Origin of the sequence: Microbacterium sp. Root1433D1, assembly GCF_001426835.1 — a bacterium.
Lineage (GTDB): Bacteria > Actinomycetota > Actinomycetes > Actinomycetales > Microbacteriaceae > Microbacterium > Microbacterium maritypicum.
This window is the reverse complement of sequence record NZ_LMFN01000002.1, coordinates 13,670-34,472: the sequence shown is the minus strand read 5'-3', so window position 1 is coordinate 34,472 and position 20,803 is coordinate 13,670. Positions and strand designations below refer to the sequence as shown.

The window sequence follows — 20,803 nt, the reverse complement described above, 5'->3', positions numbered from 1 at the left end:
GGGTGTTTCATACAACGATTCGATGAAGGCGGCGGGTTCACGTGCTCCTTCAGCCGAAATCCTGTCGGACGCCGCGCCGGTAGACTGAACCTGCCCCGCCGGCCCCTTCCTTTGGAGTGCGCGTGACCACCGCCCCTGCACCTTCCCACCAGCACGTCCCCGACTCTGTCGAGAACGCGATCGCGACGCCCGAGAAGGAGCAGCCGTACGCGGCTCTCGGACTCAAGCCCGACGAGTACGCGCGCATCAAGGAGATCCTCGGACGCCGCCCCACTTCGGGCGAGCTGGCGATGTACTCCGTCATGTGGTCGGAGCACTGCTCCTACAAGTCGTCCAAGAACTACCTGCGTCGTTTCGGCCAGAAGGTCTCCGACGAGATGAAGGAACGCCTCATGGTGGGCATGGGCCAGAACGCGGGCGTCGTCGACGTCGGCGAGGGCTGGGCCGTCACCTTCAAGGCCGAGTCGCACAACCACCCGTCGTTCATCGAGCCCTTCCAGGGCGCGGCGACCGGTGTCGGCGGCATCGTCCGCGACATCATCTCGATGGGCGCCCGCCCGGTCGCGGTCATGGACGCCCTGCGCTTCGGTGCGATCGACCACCCCGACACCGCCCGCGTCGTGCACGGCGTGACCAGCGGCATCAGCTTCTACGGCAACTGCCTGGGCCTTCCGAACATCGGCGGCGAGACGGTGTTCGATTCCGTCTACCAGGCCAACCCCCTCGTGAACGCGCTCGCGGTGGGCGTGCTGCGTCACGAAGACCTCAAGCTCGCCAACGCGACCGGCGTCGGCAACAAGGTCGTGCTGTTCGGCGCTCGCACGGGTGGCGACGGCATCGGCGGCGCGAGCATCCTGGCCTCCGACTCCTTCGACTCCACCGGTCCGACCAAGCGTCCCGCCGTGCAGGTGGGCGACCCGTTCGCCGAGAAGGTGCTCATCGAGTGCTGCCTGGAGCTGTACCGCGGCGAGCTCGTCGAGGCGATCCAGGACCTGGGCGCGGCCGGCATCTCCTGCGCGACCAGCGAGCTCGCGGCCAACGGCAACAGCGGCATGAAGGTCTCGCTCGACAACGTGCTGCTGCGCGACCCCACGCTCACGGCCGAGGAGATCCTCATGTCGGAGTCGCAGGAGCGCATGATGGCGATCGTCGCCCCCGAGAAGCTCGACGCATTCCTCGAGGTCGTGAACAAGTGGGAGGTCGAGACCTCCGTGCTCGGCGAGGTCACCGGCGACGGACGCCTCATCATCGACTGGCAGGGCGAGCGCATCGTCGACGTCGACCCCTCGACCGTCGCGGTCGACGGCCCCGTCTACGACCGCCCGGTCGCCTACCCGACGTGGATCGACGCACTGCAGGCGGATGCCGCGGAGAACCTTCCCCGCTCGAACGACCCGGAGACGCTGCGCGAGCAGTTCCTGAGCCTCGTCGCCTCGCCGAACCTGGCCGACACGAGCTGGATCACCAACCAGTACGACTACTACGTGCTCGGCAACACCGCTCTGAGCTTCCCCGACGACGCCGGCATGATCCGCGTCGACGAGGAGTCGGGTCTCGGCTTCGCGGTCTCGACCGACGCCAACGGCCGCTACTGCCAGCTCGACCCCTATGCGGGTGCGCAGCTGGCCCTCGCCGAGGCGTACCGCAACGTCGCCGTCACCGGTGCCGTTCCCACCGCGATCACCGACTGCCTGAACTTCGGCTCTCCCGAGAACCCCGAGGTCATGTGGCAGTTCGGTCAGACGGTCGACGGCCTGGCCGACGGATGCTACGAACTGGGCACCCCGGTCACCGGCGGCAACGTCTCGTTCTACAACCAGACGGGCGACGTGCCGATCCACCCGACCCCGCTCGTGGGCGTGCTCGGCATCATCGACGACGTCTCGCGCCGCATCCCCTCCGGATGGCAGGACGAGGGTCAGAACATCTACCTGCTCGGCACCACCTCGACCGAGCTCTCGGGCTCGGCCTGGGCCGATGTGGTGCACCAGCATCTCGGCGGCCTGCCCCCCAAGGTCGACCTCGCTGGTGAGAAGCGTCTCGCCGGTCTGCTGTCGGCGGCTCGCGACGAGTGGCTGATCTCCTCGGCCCACGACCTCTCCGAAGGCGGCCTCGCGCAGGCTCTGGCCGAGGGCGTCATGCGCTTCGGTGTCGGCGCCCGCGTCTGGCTGAACGAGATCATCGAGCGCGACGGTGTGGATGCCGCATCCGCCCTGTTCTCGGAGTCGACCGGCCGCGTGCTGGTGACCGTGCCCCGTGAAGACGACGTGAAGTTCCGCGGTCTGTGCGAAGGACGCGACTACCCGGTGATGCGCATCGGCGTGACCGACAGCGAAGGCGCGAAGCTCGAGGTTCAGGGCGTCTTCACCGTGACGGCCGCCGAACTGCGCGAGCGTTCGCAGGCCACCCTCCCGTCGTACTTCGGCCCGACCGTCACCGAGGTCAGCGCATGAGCGACGTGAGCCGTCAGGACTCGAACGACGAGGACTACGGCGACCTCGGCGAGAAGCGCAATCGACGCATGCGCATCGTGGCGTGGACCGTCATCATCGCGCTCATCCTCGGCGGTGGCGGCGCGACCGTGCTCACGCTGCTCCTCGGCTGAACACGGGTCACCGACCCCGGAAACGGGTCGCCGACCCGGAACACGGCTCACCGGTCCGGGATGTCGGCGGCGGTGCCTAGAGTGGGCGCATGACCGCAGATGCCCGGGAACGCCTGCTCGCGCTGCGCGCCCAGGCCGAGGCGCGCGTGCAGGCCACGGCAGCGACCCTCGACGAGCTCACGCACGACCGGGAGAGCTCGAACGACGACGACGAACACGACCCCGAGGGCGTCACGCTGTCGTCGGAGTGGTCGCGGTTGACGGGGCTCGCAGAGGCCGCAGCATCCGAACTGCACCAGGTCGACGATGCGCTGACCCGAGTGGAGGGCGGCACCTACGGGGTCTGCGCGAACTGCGGGAGACCCATCCCCGCCGGCCGCCTCGAGGCACGACCGTTCGCGGAGTACTGCGTCTCCTGCGCCGAGAAGCTCGGACGGTAGCCCTGACGTGGGCGACGATCGCGAGTAGCATCCGACCCATGCCCATCACCCTCGAGAACGTCGGCATCGCCGTCCGCGACCTGGAAGCCACCATCTCCTTCTTCACCGACCTGGGCCTCACCGTGCTCGGGCGCGACGAGGTCAGCGGAGAGTGGGCGTCGACCGCGGTCGGGCTCGACGGCAACCACGCCAAGATCGCAGTGCTGCAGACGCCCGACGGACATGGCCAGATCGAGCTGTTCGAGTACATCCACCCCGACGCGATCGAGACCGAGCCGACGCTGCCGAACGAGATCGGTATGCACCGCATCGCCTTCTCGGTCGACGACATCGACGAGTCGCTGGCGATCGCCGCCCGTCACGGCTATCACCCGCTCCGCGGCGTCGCCAACTACGAGGACATCTACAAGCTCACCTATCTGCGCGGCCCGAGCGGCATCCTCGTGATGTTCGCGCAGGACCTGACGAAGAGCGGAGCCCGCCGAGAAGTAGGCTGAACTCATCATGGACGAGTTCATCCAGGGCTTCTGGAACTTCGCGCAGCACTACTGGTGGCTCATCTTCCCCATCATGGGAATGGCCGGTGGTATCGCGAAGGGCTGGGAGCGCAGCTCCAAGCGCCGACACGAGCGCCGTCTGGAGACTCTCCGCATGAAGGCGCAGCTGAAGACCGCCGAGATCGAGGCGCGTGCGCTTACCCAGCAGGCCCGGCGCCGCGGGCCCTCCGTCGTCGACACGACGGCATCCGTCGCCCCGAACGACCTGGTCGCGCGCCTGTTCAGCGAGCACGACGAGATCACCGCACGCTGGCTCGACTACGAACTCGACGTGGCGAAGCTCATCGCCTTCCCTGCCATGAGCGATGGTCGCCAGCCCCTGACCGCCGCGTTCCTGCGCGCCAAGAAGACAGCGGATGCCCTGCGCCCGGCCTCGGCAGACGCCAGAGTGTCGGAGCAGCAGGTCACCGAGTATCTGCAAGCCGTCGGCGACTACGCGGTCGCGTTCGAGATCGCCGAGAAGGACGCCAGACGCCTGCGCGATTCGACCTTCACCGAACCGGAGCGCAAGCGCCTCGACCGCGCGCAGCAGCTGCTGAAGGTCGCGGTCGACGAATCGGCCACACAGGCCGAACGCAACGTCGCCTACAAGCGCGTGCGTGAAGAGCTCGACGGGCTCATCCTGCTCTCCGACGACGCGGTCACCGTGCTCGAGAAGCAGGTGGCCAGAGAGATCTCCGCGCCGGCAGCACCATCAGTGTCTGAGCCCACCACCCCTGAGCCCGAGCGGATCCGGCTCCCCCGCCGCGACGAACAGTCCTGAAGCACAGGCACATCCGCGGGTTCTGCCCGCACCCCCGCCCACCCGGGCGGACGACGACGGAGGCATGCCGCAGTGATCACTCGGTTCGAAGAGCTCGACTGGCAGTCCACCCCGATCGGCGACCTCACTCTGCGCCGGCGCACGGAGCCCGCGGTGGGACAGGAGATCTACGAGGTCAAGCTCGGCGACGAGTACCTGATGTCGAGCCTGTTCACCGTGGCGGAGGAAGAGCTCGCCGACCTGGGGTTGGCAGCGGTCGACGGCGACAACCTCTCGGTGCTGGTCGGCGGGCTCGGGCTCGGCTACACCGCCGTCGCGGCCCTGCGGGATGAGCGGGTGAGCGCCCTCACGGTGATCGACCGGCTGGGCGCGGTGATCGGGTGGCATGAGCGCAAGCTCCTCCCGGTGTCGGCGGAACTCGTCGACGATCCGCGCACGACCCTGCTCGAAGACGACTTCTTCGCGGTGATGCGCTCCGCGCCCGTCGAGGGTCGCACCGGGTACTCGGCGATCCTCTTGGACGTCGACCACTCTCCCCGGCACCAGCTGGATCCGACGCACGCCGACCTGTACGACGCCGCCGGTCTGCGCGCGCTCGACCGTCATCTCGCTCCCGACGGCGTCTTCGCCCTGTGGTCGGATGACCCGCCCGACGAGGAGTTCATGGTCGAGTTGACGGCGGTGTTCGATGACGCCGTCGCTCATGTCGTCGACTTCGAGAACGCCGTCACGGGCGGCACGTCGTCGAACACCGTGTACGTGGCGCGCAGTCGCAGAACGGGTGCCGAGGCGCTCGATGCCTCCGCCCCGCACGCGGGCGAGGACGCATGACCCCGGAGAACGTCACCGGTCCGATCGCCCACCACGCCGAAGCACCCGTCTGGTGGGCGGGCTGGGGCGGCTTGCGCTGGGTCGACGGAAGCGCGGGCGACCTGCTCGCGCTGCGTCCCGAGGGTGTGACCCGCCAGCACATCGACGACGAGTACCTGGCCTTCGCTCGCCCCCGATCCGGTGGCGGCCTGGTGGCGGTCGGCGCCCGCACGCTCTACCTCGCGGACGACGTCGACGGCGACACCAGGGCCGTGGCCTCGCTGGGCGACGACCCTCGTGTGCGCATGAACGACGGCTGCTGCGATCCTCGCGGCCGACTGCTGGCCGGTTCGATGGCCTACGACGCCGCGGCCGATGCCGGAGGCCTGCTGCGCCTCGACGCCGACCTGAACATCGCGACCGTGCTGGCGCGGGCGACGATCTCGAACGGCGTCGGCTTCTCGCCCGACGGACGACGCGCGTACTACGTCGACACCGCGACGCACCGCATCGACGTGTTCGACGTGGCCGAGGGGGAGCTGCGCGGGCGACGCGCCTTCGTCGTGATCCCCGAGGAACAGGGGTCACCCGACGGCCTCACGGTCGCCGCCGACGGCAGCGTGTGGGTCGCCCTTTGGGGCGGCAGCGCCGTGCACGGCTACGACGCCGCCGGACAGCGCATCGCGACGATCGATCTCCCGGTGCCCCAGGTCAGCGCGTGCACGTTCGGCGATGACGACCTCGGCACGCTCTACATCACCACCTCGGCGCAGGGCCTGGGGCCCGACCACGGCACCGAGGCGGGTTCGCTCTTCGCCGTGCGACCGGGCGTGCGCGGCCTCCCCGTCATCCCCTTCGCCGGCTGAGACCTCGCGGCAGCACCGACGGCCTCTGCCCGAGGCACGGTGCACTCAGCGAAAGGAACCGTGCCCCGGACACAGGCCGCCGGGTGGATGACGCAGGTCAGCGCAGGTGCACCCGCTCGGTGCGCTGGTGCTGGCGACCGAGGCCCTCGATCTCGATCGTCATCTCATCGCCGTCCTGGAGGTACGGGAACCGGCCGGAGAGCGCGACGCCCTGCGGGGTGCCGGTGTTGATCACGTCGCCGGGCTCGAGCACCAGGTAGTGGCTCAGCTCGTGCACGATCTGCAGCACCGGGAAGATCATGTCGGCGGTCGACGAGTCCTGCCTCGGCTCGCCGTTCACGAACGACCGCAGCCGCAGCGCCTGCGGGTCGACCTCGTCGGCGGGGACGAGCGCCGGCCCGAGCGGGTTGAACGTCTCGGAGCACTTGCCCTTCGACCACTGCCCGCCCGACACGTCGAGCTGATAGGCGCGCTCGGACACATCGTTCGAGATCGTGTAGCCGGCGATGACCTCGCGGGCGGCATCCGGAGACGACAGGTAGCGCGCGGTCTTGCCGATCACGACCGCCAGCTCGACCTCCCAGTCGACCTTTTCCGCACCGGGCGGCAGCAGCACGACATCGTCCGGGCCGACCACCGTGTTGGGGTGCTTGAAGAAGACCACCGGATGCTCGGGCGGCACGGATCCGGACTCGGCCGCGTGGGCGGCGTAGTTCTGGCCGATGCAGATCACCGCGGTCGGGCGGGCGACCGGAGCGCCGATGCGCAGCCCGTCGACAGTGGCTGCGGGAAGCTCGCCGCGACCGAGGGCCTCGCGCACGCGGTCGATGCCGTCGGTGGCGAGGAAGGCACCGTCGATCTCGGCGGTGAGGGGCGACAGGTCGTAGGTGATGCCCGCCTCCCGCGCGTAGGGACGCTCGTGGCCGACGGGGCCGAGTCGCAGGAGTTCCATGGGTGTTCCTTCCGTCAGCGCGCAGCGGCGAAGGTCGGGTTGACGATCGGCACGGATTCGCCGGCCAGATAGCGGATGATGTTCTCGGCCGCGTGCACGGGCAGGTCCGCCAGCGCCTCGGGCGAGTACCAGGCGGCGTGCGGGGTGAGCAGCACGTCGTCGAGGTCACGCAGCGGGGAGTCGGCGGCGAGGGGCTCCCCCGCGAACACGTCGAGTGCCGCGGCGCCCAGGTGCCCGGCACGCAGCGAGGCGGCGAGCGCCTCCTCGTCGATGAGCGGACCGCGGCAGGTGTTCACCACGACAGCACCCCTCTTCATGGTCGCGAGGGCCGCGGCATCGATCACATGGCGGGTCTCCGCGGTCAGCGGCACATGCAGGGTGAGGATGTCGGCCCGGGCCACGGCATCCGGGATCTCGACCAGCTCGCATCCGGCGTCGCGCACCGTGTCGGCGGACGCATACGGGTCGGCGACGAGCACGCGGAACCCGAGCGCACGGCAGCCGCGGGCGACCATCGAGCCGATACGGCCGAAGCCGAGCACCGAGACCGTGGTGGCCGAGGGGCGCACGGCGAGCGGGCGGGGATCGACGGCCTTCCAGGCGCCGGCGCGCACGGCACGGTCGTAGGCGGGGAGACCGCGGGCCTGCGTCATGATCATCGCGATCGTGTGCGCGGCGACCTCTTCGATGCAGTAGCTCGGGGTGTTCGCGACCGCGATGCCGCGGGCAGTCGCCGCCTCGACGTCGACCATGTCGTAGCCGATGCCGACCCGGCTGATGATGCGCAGGTTCGGCATCCGATCCATCACCTCGCCGGTGATCTGCGCCCACTGCACGACCAGACCCTCGGCGTCGGAGCCGATGGTGGCGAGGTCGTCGATGCTGCCGGAGGCGGCGCGTTCGGCACGCAGCCCGGCCTGTCGGAGGGTGTCTTCGATGACGGTTCCCGGCAGGTCGCAGTCGCTGACGAGGATGAATGGCTCGGTCATGGATGCGATGCTATAGCATCTAGCAGATGGATGCACGACGTCAGGTCGATCGCTCGCCCTCACCGGAATTTGCTATAGCATCGATCTCATGACTGCTCGCCGCGCACTGATCACGGGGGCCAGTTCCGGTATCGGAACCGCCGCCGCCCTCGAACTGGCCCGCGAGGGCGCCGCCCTCTGGATCACCTACACGGGGCGGGAAGCCGAAGCCCTCCGCGTCGCCGAGGAGTGCCGCGCCGCGGGGGCGCCCGAAGTACACGTCTCGCGCCTCGACCTGCGTGAGCGCGCATCGATCGACGCCCTGATCGCCGAGGTCGCGGCCGCATGGGGCTCGCTGCATGTGCTCGTCAACAACGGCGGCGTCTGCCCGTACACCCCCTACGACGACATCGAGTTCGACGAGTGGGACATGGTCCTGGAGACCAACGCTCGCGGCACCTTCTTCCTGACCCGCGGCGCTCTCCCGCTACTCCGTGCCGCCGAGGGCGACCGCTCGGTGATCAACATCGCCTCGATCGCCGGCCAGGTCGGCGCGCTGCAGACCGGCATCCACTACGCAGCCAGCAAGGGGGCGATCCTCGCGATCACCCGCAGCTTCGCGCGGCATCTCGCCCCCGAGGGCATCCGCGTCAACGCCGTCACCCCTGGTCCCGTCGCGAGCGCGATCACCGACCAGCTGCAGGGCGCTGGCCGCGAGAAGCTCGAAGCAGGGATCCCGCTCGGCGCGTTCGGACAGCCGGAAGACGTCGCCTGGATCATCGCATCGCTCGCCTCGGAGCGCGCCCGCTTCATCACCGGCGCCACCTACGACGTCAACGGAGGAGTTCGCATTGACTGACCGCACCGCCCGCTCCGTCCTGGACCGCTCTGCCCTCGATACCGTGCAGGCACAGCTCGACGCTTTCAACGCGCACGACCTCGACGCGTTCGTAGCGACCTACGCCGAGGACGCCGTGATCACCGGTGTCGCGCCCGAGCCCGTGGTCGGCTCCGCCGCGATCCGCGCGTTCTACGAGCCTCGACTGCAGAACCCCGAGCTGTCGTGCGCCATCGAGACCAGCGTGCTGTTCGGTACCCGGTGGGTCGTCGCGCAGGAACAGGTCATCAACGCGGGCGTCGCCACCGAGACCATCGCGACGTTCGACGTGGTCGACGGGCTGATCGCACGGGCCTCGATGCTCAAGGCCTGACGCCGCAGAGCGCTCACTCGTGCTCCGGGAGGATCGGGGACGACCAGCCCGGATCACGACCGAGCTGTGCGGCCCGCGAGACCGAGGCCGCGCCGTAGCGGTCGCGCAGGGTGTCGAGCACGGTGTCGAGGCGGGCTTCATCGCCCCAGTCGATCGGCAGTTCGGGCTGCACACGGTCGGTGTGGTCGAGCTGCGACAGCGAAATGCCGATCAGAGTGATGCCGCGGTCGGTGATCTCGGCGTGCGCGGCGGCGAGCAGCGTGCGCGCGAGGGTGAGCAGCACGGCGGTGCGATCGGTCGGTGCGCGGAGCGAGCGGGAGCGCGTGGCCTTCGAGAAGTCACCGAAGCGCAGGCGCAGCACGACGGTGCGGCAGACGCGATCGCCGTCGCGGAGGCGCCGACCCAGCCGGTCGACGATCTGCGTGAGGATGAGATCGAGTTCTTCGGCAGATCGGGGGCGGGTGCCGAGCGCACGCTGCGAGCCGATCGACCCGCGTCGCCGAGTGGTGTCGACGGGCCGCGGATCCCGCAGACGAGCGAGCGCGTGCACGTGCGCGCCCGTGGCCTTGCCCAGCATCCGCTCGGCGGTCGCCGCCTCGAGCTCGGCGAGCTCTCCGACCGTGCGGATGCCATAGCGATGGAGCTTCTCGGCCGTCACGGCGCCCACGCCCCAGAGGCGTTCCACGGGAAGAGGGAGAAGGAACTCCTCTTCCCGATCGGGTTCCACGACCAGCAGCCCGTCGGGTTTGCTCACGGCGCTGGCGACCTTGGCCAGGAACTTGGTGCGCGCGACCCCGACCGAGATGGCGAGTCCCGCCTCCGCCCGCACGCGTTCACGCAGCCGTGCCGCGATCTGCTCGGGGCTGCCGGCGATGCGTCTGAGACCCCCGACCTCGAGGAACGCCTCATCGATCGACAGCCCCTCCACGAGCGGGGTGGTGTCACGGAAAATCGCGAACACGTCTTTGCTCGCCGCGGAGTAGGCATCCATGCGCGGCGGGACGACGACGGCATCAGGGCAGAGCTCTCGCGCCTGTCGGCCGCCCATGGCGGTGCGCACCCCGCGTGCCTTCGCCTCGTAGCTCGCCGCCAGCACGACCCCGCCGCCGACGATCACGGGACGGCCACGCAGTTCGGGCGCATCGCGCTGCTCGACCGACGCGTAGAACGCGTCGAGGTCGGCGTGCAGCACCGTCGCTTCCCCACGCATCCCGTTCTCCTGTCGACGTGCGGATCGTCGCACGAACCGGGGACACCGGCAGCGACTTCGAGAGGCGAGACGGGGTGTCTGTGGCGGCCGGTATGGTCGGCGCGTGCCGGAACCGGTGAAGCAGTGGTGGGCGCGACGGCAGTTCTCCCGCGGTCGCGCTGTTCCGTATGACGTGGGCACCTATCGCGCCGGGTGGGCGGCGTATCCGGAACTGGTGCGGCAGTACCACCCCGAGCTGAACCACGGCATCGTCCTGTCGCAGATCCCGCTGGCAGCCGACGTGCTCCTGTGCTGGGAGTGCGCGGTCGGGCACCGGTTCGCCGCGACGCCGACCGAGCAGCGCGAGCGTCCTGGACAAGTGCGACGCCGCTCCGCGTGGTGCCCCGAGTGCTCTGCCCTCGCCCGTCCGCAGCCGGTCGTGCTCGGCGAAGCACGCGCCCGCCCCCGCGCACCCCGTCGCCCCGCGCCCGCGCTCTGCACGAAGACCCCTGACCTGCGCGCGGGCACCGCGTTCGTGAGCGAGTGCGCCCCGAAGCCCGCATCCGCGGCTGAGGGCCGCCTGCGAACGGCACTCGGCGCGGTGATCGACTTCGACCCGACCATGAACGCCGTGAAGGTCTCGCGCCCGTTCTTCCGCCACACCGAGGTCTGGCCCGACATCGTGTTCCCGGAGCTCCGGGTCGCGCTCGAATACGACACCGTCGGCCGTCACGGCCTGGAGCACGTGGGCAAACGCCAAGACGCCGACCTGCGCAAAGATCGCGCGCTCCGTGCCACGGGCTGGGAGGTGATCCGCATCCGTACAGGGAAGCTCGAACCCCTCGGTCCGCACGACCTCACGCTGTCTTCGGTAAGTGGGAAGAGCATCGCCCGCATCCTCGACGAGCTGCGGGTCATTCGTGGCGCACTGCTCGTGGATGCCTATCTGCGGTGACGCAGAGCCCGGTCAGCGCTCGAAGCGCTCCCGCAAACCCGGGTCGATGGCGATGTCGCCGAACGATGCCGTCCACGCGCCGTCGACGGCGATCGACTGCCCCGACAGGTACGGGGCCTCATCCGACAGCAGGAACGCCGTGAGCGCTGCCACCTCTTCGGCGCGGGCGATGCGGCCCATGGGCGGTCCCTCTGCGAGCGCCCGCTCTTCAGCCTCGGGGTCGGCCGCGCGGGCGATCTGCGCCTCCAGATGCGGGGTGCGCACCCCGCCGGGAGCGACGGTGTTGGCGCGGATGCCGAGGGCGCCGTACGACACGGCCACGCTGCGGGTGAGGGCGTCGATGCCGCCGTTCGTGAACTCGTAGGCGGCATGGTCGGTGAAGCTGGAGCGTCCGTGGATCGACCCGATGTTCACGATCGCGCCCGGCACGCCCTGATCGACGAAGGCGGAGACGGCGGTCGAGCAGCCCCAGATGTACCCGAAGCCGTTGATGTCGAGCACCTCGCGCACGGTGTGTTCGTCGAGCTCGTGCAGCGGGGTGCGCTTGGTGATCCCGGCGTTGTTGACCCAACCGGCGAGGGGCGCCCTGGCACGGGCGGCAGCGGCGGCACGCTCGTGCGTCGCGCGATCGGCGGCGTCTCCGAGCACGACCTCGGCCACGATGCCGTCTTCGAGCGTGCCGGAGCCTGGGGAACGCTCGAGCCCGACCACGATCCAGCCGTCGGCGGTGAGACGTTCCGCGATGGCACGGCCGATGCCCTTGCCGCTGCCGGTCACGACGACGCTGCGGTTCGCAGAGCTGCGCGGGGAGTCTGGCATCTCAGTCCCTCTCGAATGGGAAGACGGTGGGATCGAGCGCGAAGCCGAGGCCCGCGGCATCCGTCGGCCGCACCCGGCCCTCGAACGACGGACCGCCGAGGATGAACGACGGCGCAGGATCGTACGGATTGACGCCGCGGGCGAAGGTCTCGACGCCGATGCCCAGGTGCGCGGTGACCTCAGGATAGACGTGCCCCGACACCGGCACGCCGCGCTCGGCCGCCCACGCGATCATCTCGCGGGCCGGTGTCACGCCGCCGATCGCGACCACATCGAGCCGCAGCACGTCGACACCGCCCACCTCGACGAGCGCCTTCAGCACGGCCGGATCGGTGACCTCATCGCCGACCGAGACCGGGAGCCCTGACTCCCGGCGGATGCGCGCGACGCCCTCGGCGTCTTCGGGAAGCAGCGGGTCTTCGAGCCACGCGAGCCGAGGGTCGCCCCACTGCGCGATCTCGGTCAGCGCCGTGTCGGCATCGGGCCAGCCGAAGCCCACGTCGACGACCAGGCCGGTCGTATCGGGCAGCTCGGCGTTCAGCATCGCGAGCAGATCACGCATATATGCCGGATCCGGAATGCGGGAGATCTTCACGTTGGTCCAGCCGTCCGCCTGCGCGAGAACCTCGTCGGCCACCTCGCGGGGAGTCCGGTCCGCAGAGGGATACGCGGCGACCAGCATCGACTCGCGAGAACCGTCGCCCGTGCCGAGCATCTTCCACAGCGGCACACCCGCACGCCGCGCGGCGATGTCCCACAGCGCGATGTCGACCAGGCCGATCGCCCGCCGCACCAGGCCCACCCGTCCGACGATGGCGCTGCCGCGCAGCATCCGCTCCCAGGTCGCGGCGGGGTCGTCGGCATCCGCCCCCACCGCGTGCACCGCAACGAGACGGTCGACGATCTCGGCCATCGGCGCTTCCCGCGAGAGGCAGTAGGCCACACCGGTCAGGCCGTCGTCAGCGGTCGCCCGCACCGCGCTGTACTCGCGGCGGGTCACGGTCATCGCCCCCAGGTGCAGGGGTGCCGGGAGCGGCAGCACGGCCGTGGCCGTGTCGATGCGAGCGATCGTCGTCATTCGGGCTTCTTCGCCAGCGGCACGCCGTAGTCGACCATGAACCCGCCGTCGACGTAGAGCGTCTGGCCGTTCATGTACCGCGACTGGTCGGAGACGAGGAAGCTGACCGCGGCGGCGATCTCGCTCGCTTCGGCCAGACGCTTCGCGGGGATGCGCGACAGGATCGCGTCGAGGCTGAGCGTGCCCGCCTCGACACCCTGGCGGAAGACGCCCGTGTCGACGTACCCGGGTGCGACCGCGTTGACCCGCACCCCGCGCGAGGCCCACTCGGCACCCGCGGTCGAGGTCAGACCGATCACCGCGGCCTTCGTCGTGGCGTAGGGGGCGCGTCCCGCAGAGCCGCGCGACGAGATGGAGGAGATGTTCACGATGCGACCCTCGCCGCGCTGGAGCATCCGCGTGCCCGCGGCCTGCAGCGCCGAGAAGACCCCGTGCAGGTTGACGTCGACCACGGCCGACCATTCGTCCCAGGTGAGGTCTTCGATGCCACGATGGCGCTGGATGCCGGCATTGTTGACGAGCACCTCGATCGGTCCGAGCTCCGTCTCGATCTCGCCGAACACGCGGTCGACACCGGCATGGTCGGTCACATCGAGCTCGCGCCACAGGATGCCGGCCGGGTTGTCGGCTGCGGTGAGTCCGGGAACGCGGTCGGCGGCGACCACGAGGTAGCCGTCGGCGGCGAGGCGCTGACCGATCTCCCAGCCGATCCCGGCGGATCCTCCGGTGACGATGGCGACAGGGCGCTGGGCGGTCATTGCTCTCCTCAGAGTGATCGAGATTTGCTATAGCAAGTGTATCGGGAGTGCCGTCAGTGGTCGAGCAGATCGGCCACGACAGCCACCGCATGCTCCTCGAGCAGGTCGAGCGCCCCGGGCGCGAGAGGCGTCTGCCAGGCCTGATACGCCCCGCGGTCATAGGCGTCGCGCGTCGGCAGATACACGAAGCCTGGGCCGTTCGTGAGGTTCATCACCACGATCGGCGTCTCGGGGAATCGGCGGCGCAGCGTGGTCTGCAGCCGCGAGTAGGCCTCGCCCGGATGCCCCACGATCACCGCGTCCCCGAGCCGCCAGGCCCAGATCGGATGCTGCACGGTGGGACCGTCGATGTAGCCGTCGCGCAGGTTGCGGGCACGTCCCAGACGTTCCTCGCGCGAGCGCGGATCGATGTCCTTCCACTCCTCGGCGAGCTCGTCGAGCGTCGGGAGGTCACGCAGCGGCAGTTCCACACTCGTCAGCGAAGAGGCAGCCCCCTCCCCTCCAGCGGCTGCCCGCCCGGTCCAGATCGCGAGCGGAGCACCCGACTCCACGACGCCGTCGAGCGTCAGCTCCTCCCCCGGGACGGGCAGCGCATCGAGAGCGGCGAGCACCGCGTGTCCGAGCGAGCGTCCGTGCCGGTCGGCGACCGCGACGTCGCCCGTGTACTGCTCGCGCGGAGCCAGCTCGCCCGATGCGCCCTGCACGAACAGGCACGGAGCGCCGGTGGCGGACTCGACGATCTCGCGCATCGCCCCGACGTAGTCCGGCGACACCTCTCGGCTCTGCCAGGCGAGCGTGGTCGGATGGCAGGCGTAGTTCACGAGGGTGGCGCACACCGCACCGTCGACGCTGAGGCGCCCGATCGTCGCGGTGTCGTCGGCCTCGCCCGCGGGGTTGTAGCCAACGAGGGGTCGACCGTCGACGTCGAGCTCGCGATCGGCCGCCAGGGTGCAGCGCCCGGTGGTCCACTCGATGAGTCCGGGGACCGCGCTCTCCAGCGCCTCGCGCCCGGCGGCGATCCCCGCAGCGGCGAGCGCCTCGAGGTATCCGGGGATCAGCTCGCCACCCGGAAGATGCGCATCGGCGGCGCACAGCACCGCACCGGCATGGGTGTGCGAGAGCGAGAGCATCAGCTGGTCGGGGTCGAGCCCCAGCCCGTCGAGGATCGCCCCGCGCACGCCCTGCTCGTCGGCGACGCGACGCCACCACGTGCCATCCACCGCGAGCAGCACGCGCGGGCGCTCGTCGGCGGAGACCACGGCGAGCGCGGTGAGCTCGAACGGACGGTGCGCCCCCTCGGAGCGCTCCCAGTCGGCGGGGCCCCAGTTCTTCGCCCGGATGCCAGTGGGCGGGGTGATGTCGCGCCGGGCGACGCCGATGCGCGCCTGGGTGCGGGGGATGCGGATGCGATCGCCGAGTTTCGTGGCAGATGCGGTGTCGTTCACGCGTGGTCCTCCCTGTTCTCCATGATGCCGCCGCTCAGGCGGTTTTCAGCACGTCGGCGATCAGGACACGCTCACCGTCTGCGGGGAGATCGGTCTCGACGCCGCGCTCGACCGTGTCGCTGTAGAGCAGCGTCGACGGCTCGGCGAAGCCCGCGGCCAACCGCAGCCGTCCTCCGACGAACTGTGCGCCGGTGACCCGCGCGTGGTTGATGCCCGCGCCGATGTCGACGTGCGCCGCGCCCTTCGGCACCGTGGACGTCACACCGCTCAGCCGCCAGGTGATCACGCCCGCGCCGCCGGCCCGCGACAGCATGGCGCCCTCGCCGCGCTCCGTGCTCAGCTCGACACCCTCGAGCACGATGGCCTGGTCGCGCACCGCGGTCGCCGTGAGCACGACGTCACGGACCGTGCCGCCCCGGATGGTCACCCTCGACCCGCCGAGCTCGGCGGGGGCGCCGGTCGCCGGACCGCTCAGCCGGCAGTCGACGAACTCGACCGCTCCGGATCCCCGAGCCTTCATCCCGTCGATTCCGGTGATCGTGCAGCGTGCGAAACTCACGGGGACCGTGACGGGGGTCTGGATGAGCACCTGGTCCTTGGGGAGCGCGAAGGTGCAGTCCTCGATGGTCGTCGGCCGCGACGACCTTGTCGATCGCTGGCCGATGGCCAGCAGCCCCGCGGTGCACCCTCGCAACTGGGCGCCGTCGGCGTTGATCGTCATGGTCGCCTGGGGGTCGAAGGTCGATCGCCCGATCACCCGGACGTTCTCGAGCGTCAGGTCGCTGATCTTCGTGCCCGCGACGAACCACGAGCAGACGTGGTCGCGCACCGTGATGCGCTTGGCTGCGGTGCCCCATTGCGCGCCGGAGTTGGCGATGTCCATCAGCCCCGAGCACCCGATGAAGGTGAGGTCGTGCTCGTACTGACCGTGCGTGGTGAACGGGTTCCCGCCCTGGTCGTCACCGTCGCCGTGGCAGTTCTCGACGATGCAGTACGCACTGGCGGTCAGATCGTTGAGATGCCGCGCGTTCGACGATGTGCAGTCGCTCACCCGCCCGTAGAGGCTGTAGATCTGCTGCGTGAGGTAGCCCGCGCCGCCGTAGAAGACCGTGGGCGGGTTCTCGACCGAGCAGCGTTCGGTCGTGAAGTGGGTGTTCCACCGCCGCATGATGACCGGCCACCAGGTGCGACTGGCGTGCACGTCGGCGACATCGCAGTGGATCGCGTACTCGAAGGCGATCGGGTGCGATCCGGTGAGCTCGCGAGAGTCCGGGAAGGAGCCGTCCGTCGGTCCGTCGAAGGGACCGGCCCCGAGGAACCGCATGTTCGAGATGCGCACGCCCTCGACCGGATCCATCCGACGCCAGATGAGCTTTCGCCCCGTGTCGAGCGGCCAGCCGTTCAGGTAGTCGATCCGGATGTGCGTTCCGTCGATCTGCTGCGTCACCCGGACGAATCGCTGGATCTCGCGCTCATCGGCTCCACCTCCGGCGACCGTGTCGCACTGTAGCGCCCACCAGGAGTCCACGGGGAACGCCGCCGCATCAGGCACAGTCACCGCGTCCGTCAGCTCGGGCCAGGCCTCTGCCAGGCGGTGCTCGACCACCACGTCCCGCGACACCCCGGTGAAGAACATCACCGCACCGAAGGGGTTGTCGTGGGTGTTCGCCTCGATCCCGTCCGTGGTGATGACGTGGCCCCCGAAGTCGATCTCGATGTGGGAGCGGGTGAAGCGATGCCGTCGCTGGAACAGCAGGTCGGTGCTCGCCGCGATCCGCTTGACGCGGACGTCGTTCACCATCGCGGCGAGCGCGTCATCGGCCGCCGTCTCGGGCCCGGTGATGCCGAAGACCCGGAAGTCGACGGTGCCGTCGTGCTGCAGCAGCCATCTGCTGCCGCGCTTTCCGGCGATCACCGTGCCGCCGTTGGCCTCGATGTCCGTAGCCTCGACCCCCACGTAAACGAGCAGTCCGGCGTCGCCGGGCGTCCGGTAGCCGGCGACGATCGCCACCTCGCCGTCGCGCGCACGGCGCCGGGACAGCTCGGAGACGGAGTCCGCCCTGGTGATGTCCTTCGCCCCCGCCGCGGTGGGAGCCGCCTGCGCGGGTGACGCCGCTGCCAGGGAGCCGGCCGCACCGAGCGCGACCGCACCGAACCCCGCCACGAGGGCGCGTCGACTCGTCGAACGCACACGCGCATCCGCGTCGCTGCGGGACATCACCGCACCCCGGACTTCGCGTCTGCGGCGAGCAGCGCTTCGGCCGGAACCGTGAAGTCCGCCCGTCGGCTGAGCACGAAGGCGATGGTCGCACCGAGCAGGGTGAGTCCGGCGATCAGGAGCAGACCCCAGATCGCCGACCCCGTGGTCTCGCTGATCCAGCCGATCGCATACGGACCGGCGAATCCGGCGAGGTTGCCGACCGAGTTGATGAAGGCGAGTCCGGCAGCCGCCGCCGTGCCGGTGAGCACCATGGGCGGCAGACTCCAGAACAGCGGCGTCGTCGAGAACAGCGCCGACATCCCGACGCACAGCGCCGCGAGCGCGAGGACCGGCGTGCCCTGCGCCGCGACCGCCGCGATGAGCGAGAGCGCGGTGATGGTGAGCGTGATGCCGATCTGCAGCGGGATGTTGCCCTGTTTGCGGGCGGCACGCTCCCACGGGAGCATGACGAGCGCGGCGCACAGATTCGGCAGCGCGACGATCCACCCCGTCGTGGAGTTGGAGAAGTCGCCCATGCTCTTCACGATCGTGGGCAACCACATGCCGAGCCCGTACGCACCGAACACCACACCGAAGAACAGCACGATCAGGGTCCACAGGCGTCCGTTGCTGAACACCTCACGCAGGCGCAGACGCCCGTGCTTCTGCTCGGTCGCCGCTGTCTCGGCCGCCAGGGTGTCGTTGATCCACCGCTGCTCGGTCGGGTCGAGCCAGCGCGCATCCTGCGGACGGTCGGGCAGCCAGAAGAAGACGACGAAGGCGAGGAGCACAGCGGGGAGGCCCTGCAGGAGGAAGACCAGCTGCCAACCGTCCAGACCCCACATGCCGTGGAGCTCGAGCATCCAGCCGGAGAGGGGCGCGGCGACGGCGTTCGCGATCGGGTTCGACAGCACGAACACCGCGAGCACCTGGGTGCGGTACTGCCGCGGGAACCAGAGCGTGAGGTAGAGGAGCACGCCGGGGAAGAAGCCGGCCTCGGCGATGCCGAGCACGAACCGGGCGATCGCGAACTGGGTGGCATCCTGCACGAAGGCGGTGAGGGCGGCGACGAGTCCCCAGGAGACCATGATGCGGGCGATCCACTTACGGGCGCCGAAGCGCTCGAGCAGGAGGTTGCTGGGCACTTCGAACAGCAGGTACCCGATGAAGAAGATGCCGGCGGCGAACCCGAAGGCGGCCTCGGTGATCTGCAGTGCCGCCGTCATCTCCAGCTTGGCGAAGCCCGCGTTGTTGCGGTCCATGTAAGCGACGAGGTACAGCAGCCCGAGGAACGGGCCCAGACGCCAGATCGCCTTCTTCATGGCGGAGGCTCCGACCTCCTCCGGTGTTCGCGTATCGGGTGCGGATGCGTTCCCGGCCATGGACAACTCCTTCGTCATCGTTCGAGTGGGCTTGCTATAGCATCTAGCAAATCCCTGGCCGTGTCCACTCATCCGGAAAATGCCATAGCATCGAGCGAACGAATTCGCGCCTCTCGACGAGACGGAACCGCGGATCGAGAAGGGCACCGAATGCGCAGCGTCTCGGATCAGAACATCGCCGAACAGGTCGCAGACGAGCTGCGCGCGGCCATCCACTCCGGAGAGCTCGCCCCCGGCGAGCGCCTGGTCGAGCGCAAGCTCGCCGACCGGCTCGGTGTCAGCCACATCCCGGTGCGCGAGGCCCTGACCCGGCTCGCCGAGGAGCGCCTAATCACCCGCGAGCCCCGCCGCGGCGCTCGTGTCGCCCAGCTGAGCGCGCAGGACCTGGAAGAGATCTCCAGCCTGCGGATCGTGCTGGAGCAGTTCATGGCGATCCGTGTGCAGGAGCGATGGAGCGAGGAATCCGCCGCCCGGCTCGGAGCCATCATCCAGGACATGGCGGATGCGGCCCCCGGCGACATCGACGAGGTGCTGCGCCAGGACCGCCTCTTCCACGAGACGCTCGCCGATCTCGCCGAGCACCGCTTCCTCGACGAGCTGAGCGGACAGTTGCGCGGCCGGATCACCGGATTCCTGCATGCCGCCAACGCGGCCCTCGACCCCGCAGAGCAGGAGGAGCACGTGCGCAGCCACCAGCAGATCGTCGACGCCATCGCGAGCGGCGACCCCGAGCGGGCGCAGGCCGTGATCGCCGAGCATGTGACCAGGGCCGTCGAGCGCATCACCCCCACGGCCGAGTGATCCACCCCGTGACCCCGCAGACGATCGTCCTCACCGGAGCCTCCGACGGGATCGGTGCAGCGGCCGCCCGCCAGCTCACCTCCTCCCCGCATCGCCTCATCCTCGTCGGCCGGTCGGTCGAGAAGACCCGCGCCATCGCCGAGGAGACCGGCGCTGCGTGGTTCACCGCCGACTTCGCGCGCCTCGACGACGTGCGAGCACTGGCCGCGAAGATCAGCGATGCCGTCGGCGACAGCGGCATCCACGTGCTGGCGAACAACGCCGGCGGCATCTTCGGGGATCAGACCCCGACGGTCGACGGCTTCGAGAAGACCATGCAGGTCAACCACCTGGCGCCGTTCCTGCTCACGAACCTGCTGCTCCCACACGTGCTGAAGGCGGAGGGCGCGGTTGTCAACACCTCCAGCATCGCCCACCGCCTGTTCGGTCATCTCGACGTGGACGACCTCGACAACCGCCGCCGCTTCAGCCCGAACAAGGCCTACGGCGACGCCAAGCTCGCGAACGTGCTGTTCGCCAAGAGCCTGCACACGAGGTTCCACGCCCAGGGGCTGAGCGCGGTCGCCTTCCACCCCGGCACCGTGCAGACGAACTTCGCGTCCGACTCGTCGAGCATCATGCGGCTGCTCTACCGCACCCCACTCAAGCACCTCATGCTCATCGGTGCAGACAAGGGCGGTGCGACACTGCGCTGGTTCATCGAGGGAACCCCCGGTGAGACCTGGTTCTCCGGCGCCTACTACGACGAGCGCCAGCTGACCACGAAGGTCAATCCGCAGGTGAACGACGCCGCCCTCGCCGAGGCCCTCTGGCAGCGCAGCGCCGAGCTCGTCGGCATCCCCACCACGTAGCCCGAACGCATCGAGCGGCCCCGGCTCGCCTGCCCGGTTCGCATTCCCCGGTTCGTCTCTCCGGAGTGCGCACCTGTCGGGAGATCTCACGGATGTCGGACCGGAACAGGCTTTCCGGTCCGACATCCGGACATTCTCCCGACGGATGACCCT

The 20,803-nt window shown here is 69.7% G+C and carries 21 protein-coding genes; 12 read left to right on the top strand and 9 right to left on the bottom strand.

Annotated elements, in window-relative coordinates; genetic code table 11:
- Window positions 1–122 precede the first annotated feature (122 nt).
- From purL to ASD13_RS06020, 7 genes are all read left to right on the top strand, one after another.
- A complete protein-coding gene (gene purL, locus ASD13_RS06045; protein ID WP_055867057.1) occupies window positions 123–2,453 on the top strand; it encodes a phosphoribosylformylglycinamidine synthase subunit PurL in 2,331 nt (776 codons plus the stop codon).
- Window positions 2,450–2,605 (top strand): hypothetical protein, encoded by a 156-nt coding sequence (locus ASD13_RS17545; RefSeq protein ID WP_017830104.1) that lies wholly within the window; start codon window positions 2,450–2,452, stop codon window positions 2,603–2,605. The genes purL and ASD13_RS17545 overlap by 4 nt, the downstream gene beginning before the upstream one ends.
- A gap of 89 nt (window positions 2,606–2,694) precedes the next feature.
- Window positions 2,695–3,045: a TraR/DksA family transcriptional regulator gene (locus ASD13_RS06040; protein WP_055867049.1), complete on the top strand. Its 351-nt coding sequence runs from the start codon at window positions 2,695–2,697 to the stop codon at window positions 3,043–3,045.
- A 38-nt stretch (window positions 3,046–3,083) separates the two neighbouring features.
- Complete coding sequence (locus tag ASD13_RS06035; protein ID WP_055867042.1) at window positions 3,084–3,542, top strand: VOC family protein; 459 nt, start codon at window positions 3,084–3,086, stop codon at window positions 3,540–3,542.
- A gap of 7 nt (window positions 3,543–3,549) precedes the next feature.
- Window positions 3,550–4,365, top strand: a complete 816-nt coding sequence (locus ASD13_RS06030) for a hypothetical protein (protein ID WP_055867036.1) — start codon at window positions 3,550–3,552, stop codon at window positions 4,363–4,365.
- A 72-nt stretch (window positions 4,366–4,437) separates the two neighbouring features.
- Window positions 4,438–5,196 (top strand): hypothetical protein, encoded by a 759-nt coding sequence (locus ASD13_RS06025; RefSeq protein ID WP_055867030.1) that lies wholly within the window; start codon window positions 4,438–4,440, stop codon window positions 5,194–5,196.
- Window positions 5,193–6,041: an SMP-30/gluconolactonase/LRE family protein gene (locus tag ASD13_RS06020; RefSeq protein WP_055867021.1), complete on the top strand. Its 849-nt coding sequence runs from the start codon at window positions 5,193–5,195 to the stop codon at window positions 6,039–6,041. The genes ASD13_RS06025 and ASD13_RS06020 overlap by 4 nt, the downstream gene beginning before the upstream one ends.
- Before the next feature lie 97 nt (window positions 6,042–6,138).
- Here ASD13_RS06020 and ASD13_RS06015 read toward each other — a convergent pair whose 3' ends face one another.
- Both ASD13_RS06015 and ASD13_RS06010 read right to left on the bottom strand, forming a co-directional pair.
- A complete protein-coding gene (locus tag ASD13_RS06015; protein WP_047523725.1) occupies window positions 6,139–6,993 on the bottom strand; it encodes a fumarylacetoacetate hydrolase family protein in 855 nt (284 codons plus the stop codon).
- A 14-nt stretch (window positions 6,994–7,007) separates the two neighbouring features.
- The gene (locus ASD13_RS06010; protein WP_055867014.1) at window positions 7,008–7,982 is read right to left on the bottom strand and encodes a C-terminal binding protein; all 975 of its coding nucleotides are present in this window, start codon (window positions 7,980–7,982) and stop codon (window positions 7,008–7,010) included.
- An 88-nt stretch (window positions 7,983–8,070) separates the two neighbouring features.
- Here ASD13_RS06010 and ASD13_RS06005 point away from each other — a divergent pair, with 88 nt between their 5' ends.
- The gene (locus ASD13_RS06005) at window positions 8,071–8,820 is read left to right on the top strand and encodes an SDR family NAD(P)-dependent oxidoreductase (RefSeq protein ID WP_055867011.1); all 750 of its coding nucleotides are present in this window, start codon (window positions 8,071–8,073) and stop codon (window positions 8,818–8,820) included.
- The gene (locus ASD13_RS06000; protein WP_055867005.1) at window positions 8,813–9,172 is read left to right on the top strand and encodes a nuclear transport factor 2 family protein; all 360 of its coding nucleotides are present in this window, start codon (window positions 8,813–8,815) and stop codon (window positions 9,170–9,172) included. Before ASD13_RS06005 ends, ASD13_RS06000 begins: the two co-directional genes overlap by 8 nt.
- A gap of 13 nt (window positions 9,173–9,185) precedes the next feature.
- On the opposite strand, the gene dinB is transcribed toward ASD13_RS06000, so the two are convergent.
- Complete coding sequence (dinB, locus tag ASD13_RS05995) at window positions 9,186–10,382, bottom strand: DNA polymerase IV (RefSeq protein ID WP_055867001.1); 1,197 nt, start codon at window positions 10,380–10,382, stop codon at window positions 9,186–9,188.
- Window positions 10,383–10,485: 103 nt separating this feature from the next.
- On the opposite strand from dinB, the gene ASD13_RS05990 reads away from it, so the two are divergent.
- Window positions 10,486–11,316, top strand: coding sequence for a zinc-ribbon domain-containing protein (locus ASD13_RS05990; RefSeq protein WP_055866998.1), 831 nt, complete (start codon window positions 10,486–10,488; stop codon window positions 11,314–11,316).
- A gap of 12 nt (window positions 11,317–11,328) precedes the next feature.
- Here the strand turns inward: ASD13_RS05990 and ASD13_RS05985 are convergent, their stop codons facing one another.
- The 6 genes from ASD13_RS05985 to ASD13_RS05960 are packed head-to-tail and all read right to left on the bottom strand — an operon-like array spanning window position 11,329 to window position 18,998.
- Window positions 11,329–12,135 (bottom strand): SDR family NAD(P)-dependent oxidoreductase, encoded by an 807-nt coding sequence (locus ASD13_RS05985; RefSeq protein WP_055866995.1) that lies wholly within the window; start codon window positions 12,133–12,135, stop codon window positions 11,329–11,331.
- A gap of 1 nt (window position 12,136) precedes the next feature.
- Window positions 12,137–13,213, bottom strand: coding sequence for a mandelate racemase/muconate lactonizing enzyme family protein (locus tag ASD13_RS05980; protein WP_055866992.1), 1,077 nt, complete (start codon window positions 13,211–13,213; stop codon window positions 12,137–12,139).
- On the bottom strand, window positions 13,210–13,971 hold the full coding sequence (locus tag ASD13_RS05975; protein WP_055866991.1) for an SDR family NAD(P)-dependent oxidoreductase: 762 nt from the start codon (window positions 13,969–13,971) through the stop codon (window positions 13,210–13,212). Before ASD13_RS05975 ends, ASD13_RS05980 begins: the two co-directional genes overlap by 4 nt.
- A 53-nt stretch (window positions 13,972–14,024) precedes the next feature.
- Entirely contained in the window at window positions 14,025–15,416 is a 1,392-nt protein-coding gene (locus ASD13_RS05970) for a hypothetical protein (protein WP_055866984.1), read from the bottom strand.
- A 34-nt stretch (window positions 15,417–15,450) separates the two neighbouring features.
- Window positions 15,451–17,634 (bottom strand): hypothetical protein, encoded by a 2,184-nt coding sequence (locus ASD13_RS05965; RefSeq protein ID WP_055866982.1) that lies wholly within the window; start codon window positions 17,632–17,634, stop codon window positions 15,451–15,453.
- Window positions 17,634–18,998: an MFS transporter gene (locus ASD13_RS05960; RefSeq protein ID WP_055866978.1), complete on the bottom strand. Its 1,365-nt coding sequence runs from the start codon at window positions 18,996–18,998 to the stop codon at window positions 17,634–17,636. Before ASD13_RS05960 ends, ASD13_RS05965 begins: the two co-directional genes overlap by 1 nt.
- A 150-nt stretch (window positions 18,999–19,148) precedes the next feature.
- Between ASD13_RS05960 and ASD13_RS05955 the strand changes: the two genes are divergently transcribed.
- Together ASD13_RS05955 and ASD13_RS05950 are read left to right on the top strand one after the other, a co-directional pair.
- Window positions 19,149–19,799 carry a GntR family transcriptional regulator gene (locus ASD13_RS05955; protein WP_055866975.1) on the top strand — a complete coding sequence of 217 codons (651 nt, stop codon included), beginning with the start codon at window positions 19,149–19,151 and terminating at the stop codon, window positions 19,797–19,799.
- A gap of 8 nt (window positions 19,800–19,807) precedes the next feature.
- Window positions 19,808–20,650, top strand: coding sequence for an SDR family NAD(P)-dependent oxidoreductase (locus ASD13_RS05950; RefSeq protein WP_055869117.1), 843 nt, complete (start codon window positions 19,808–19,810; stop codon window positions 20,648–20,650).
- The last annotated feature ends 153 nt before the right edge of the window (window positions 20,651–20,803 follow it).

Excerpts from the sequence above, each read along its gene's own strand:
- ASD13_RS17545 (WP_017830104.1), top strand. The coding sequence starts at position 2,450 with ATGAGCGACGTGAGCCGTCAGGACTCGAACGACGAGGACTACGGCGAC.
- ASD13_RS06040 (WP_055867049.1), top strand. The coding sequence starts at position 2,695 with ATGACCGCAGATGCCCGGGAACGCCTGCTCGCGCTGCGCGCCCAGGCC.
- ASD13_RS06035 (WP_055867042.1), top strand. The coding sequence starts at position 3,084 with ATGCCCATCACCCTCGAGAACGTCGGCATCGCCGTCCGCGACCTGGAA.
- ASD13_RS06030 (WP_055867036.1), top strand. The coding sequence starts at position 3,550 with ATGGACGAGTTCATCCAGGGCTTCTGGAACTTCGCGCAGCACTACTGG.
- ASD13_RS06020 (WP_055867021.1), top strand. The coding sequence starts at position 5,193 with ATGACCCCGGAGAACGTCACCGGTCCGATCGCCCACCACGCCGAAGCA.
- ASD13_RS06015 (WP_047523725.1), bottom strand. The coding sequence starts at position 6,993 with ATGGAACTCCTGCGACTCGGCCCCGTCGGCCACGAGCGTCCCTACGCG.
- ASD13_RS06010 (WP_055867014.1), bottom strand. The coding sequence starts at position 7,982 with ATGACCGAGCCATTCATCCTCGTCAGCGACTGCGACCTGCCGGGAACC.
- ASD13_RS06005 (WP_055867011.1), top strand. The coding sequence starts at position 8,071 with ATGACTGCTCGCCGCGCACTGATCACGGGGGCCAGTTCCGGTATCGGA.
- dinB (WP_055867001.1), bottom strand. The coding sequence starts at position 10,382 with ATGCGTGGGGAAGCGACGGTGCTGCACGCCGACCTCGACGCGTTCTAC.
- ASD13_RS05985 (WP_055866995.1), bottom strand. The coding sequence starts at position 12,135 with ATGCCAGACTCCCCGCGCAGCTCTGCGAACCGCAGCGTCGTCGTGACC.
- ASD13_RS05980 (WP_055866992.1), bottom strand. The coding sequence starts at position 13,213 with ATGACGACGATCGCTCGCATCGACACGGCCACGGCCGTGCTGCCGCTC.
- ASD13_RS05975 (WP_055866991.1), bottom strand. The coding sequence starts at position 13,971 with ATGACCGCCCAGCGCCCTGTCGCCATCGTCACCGGAGGATCCGCCGGG.
- ASD13_RS05965 (WP_055866982.1), bottom strand. The coding sequence starts at position 17,634 with ATGTCCCGCAGCGACGCGGATGCGCGTGTGCGTTCGACGAGTCGACGC.
- ASD13_RS05960 (WP_055866978.1), bottom strand. The coding sequence starts at position 18,998 with ATGGCCGGGAACGCATCCGCACCCGATACGCGAACACCGGAGGAGGTC.
- ASD13_RS05955 (WP_055866975.1), top strand. The coding sequence starts at position 19,149 with ATGCGCAGCGTCTCGGATCAGAACATCGCCGAACAGGTCGCAGACGAG.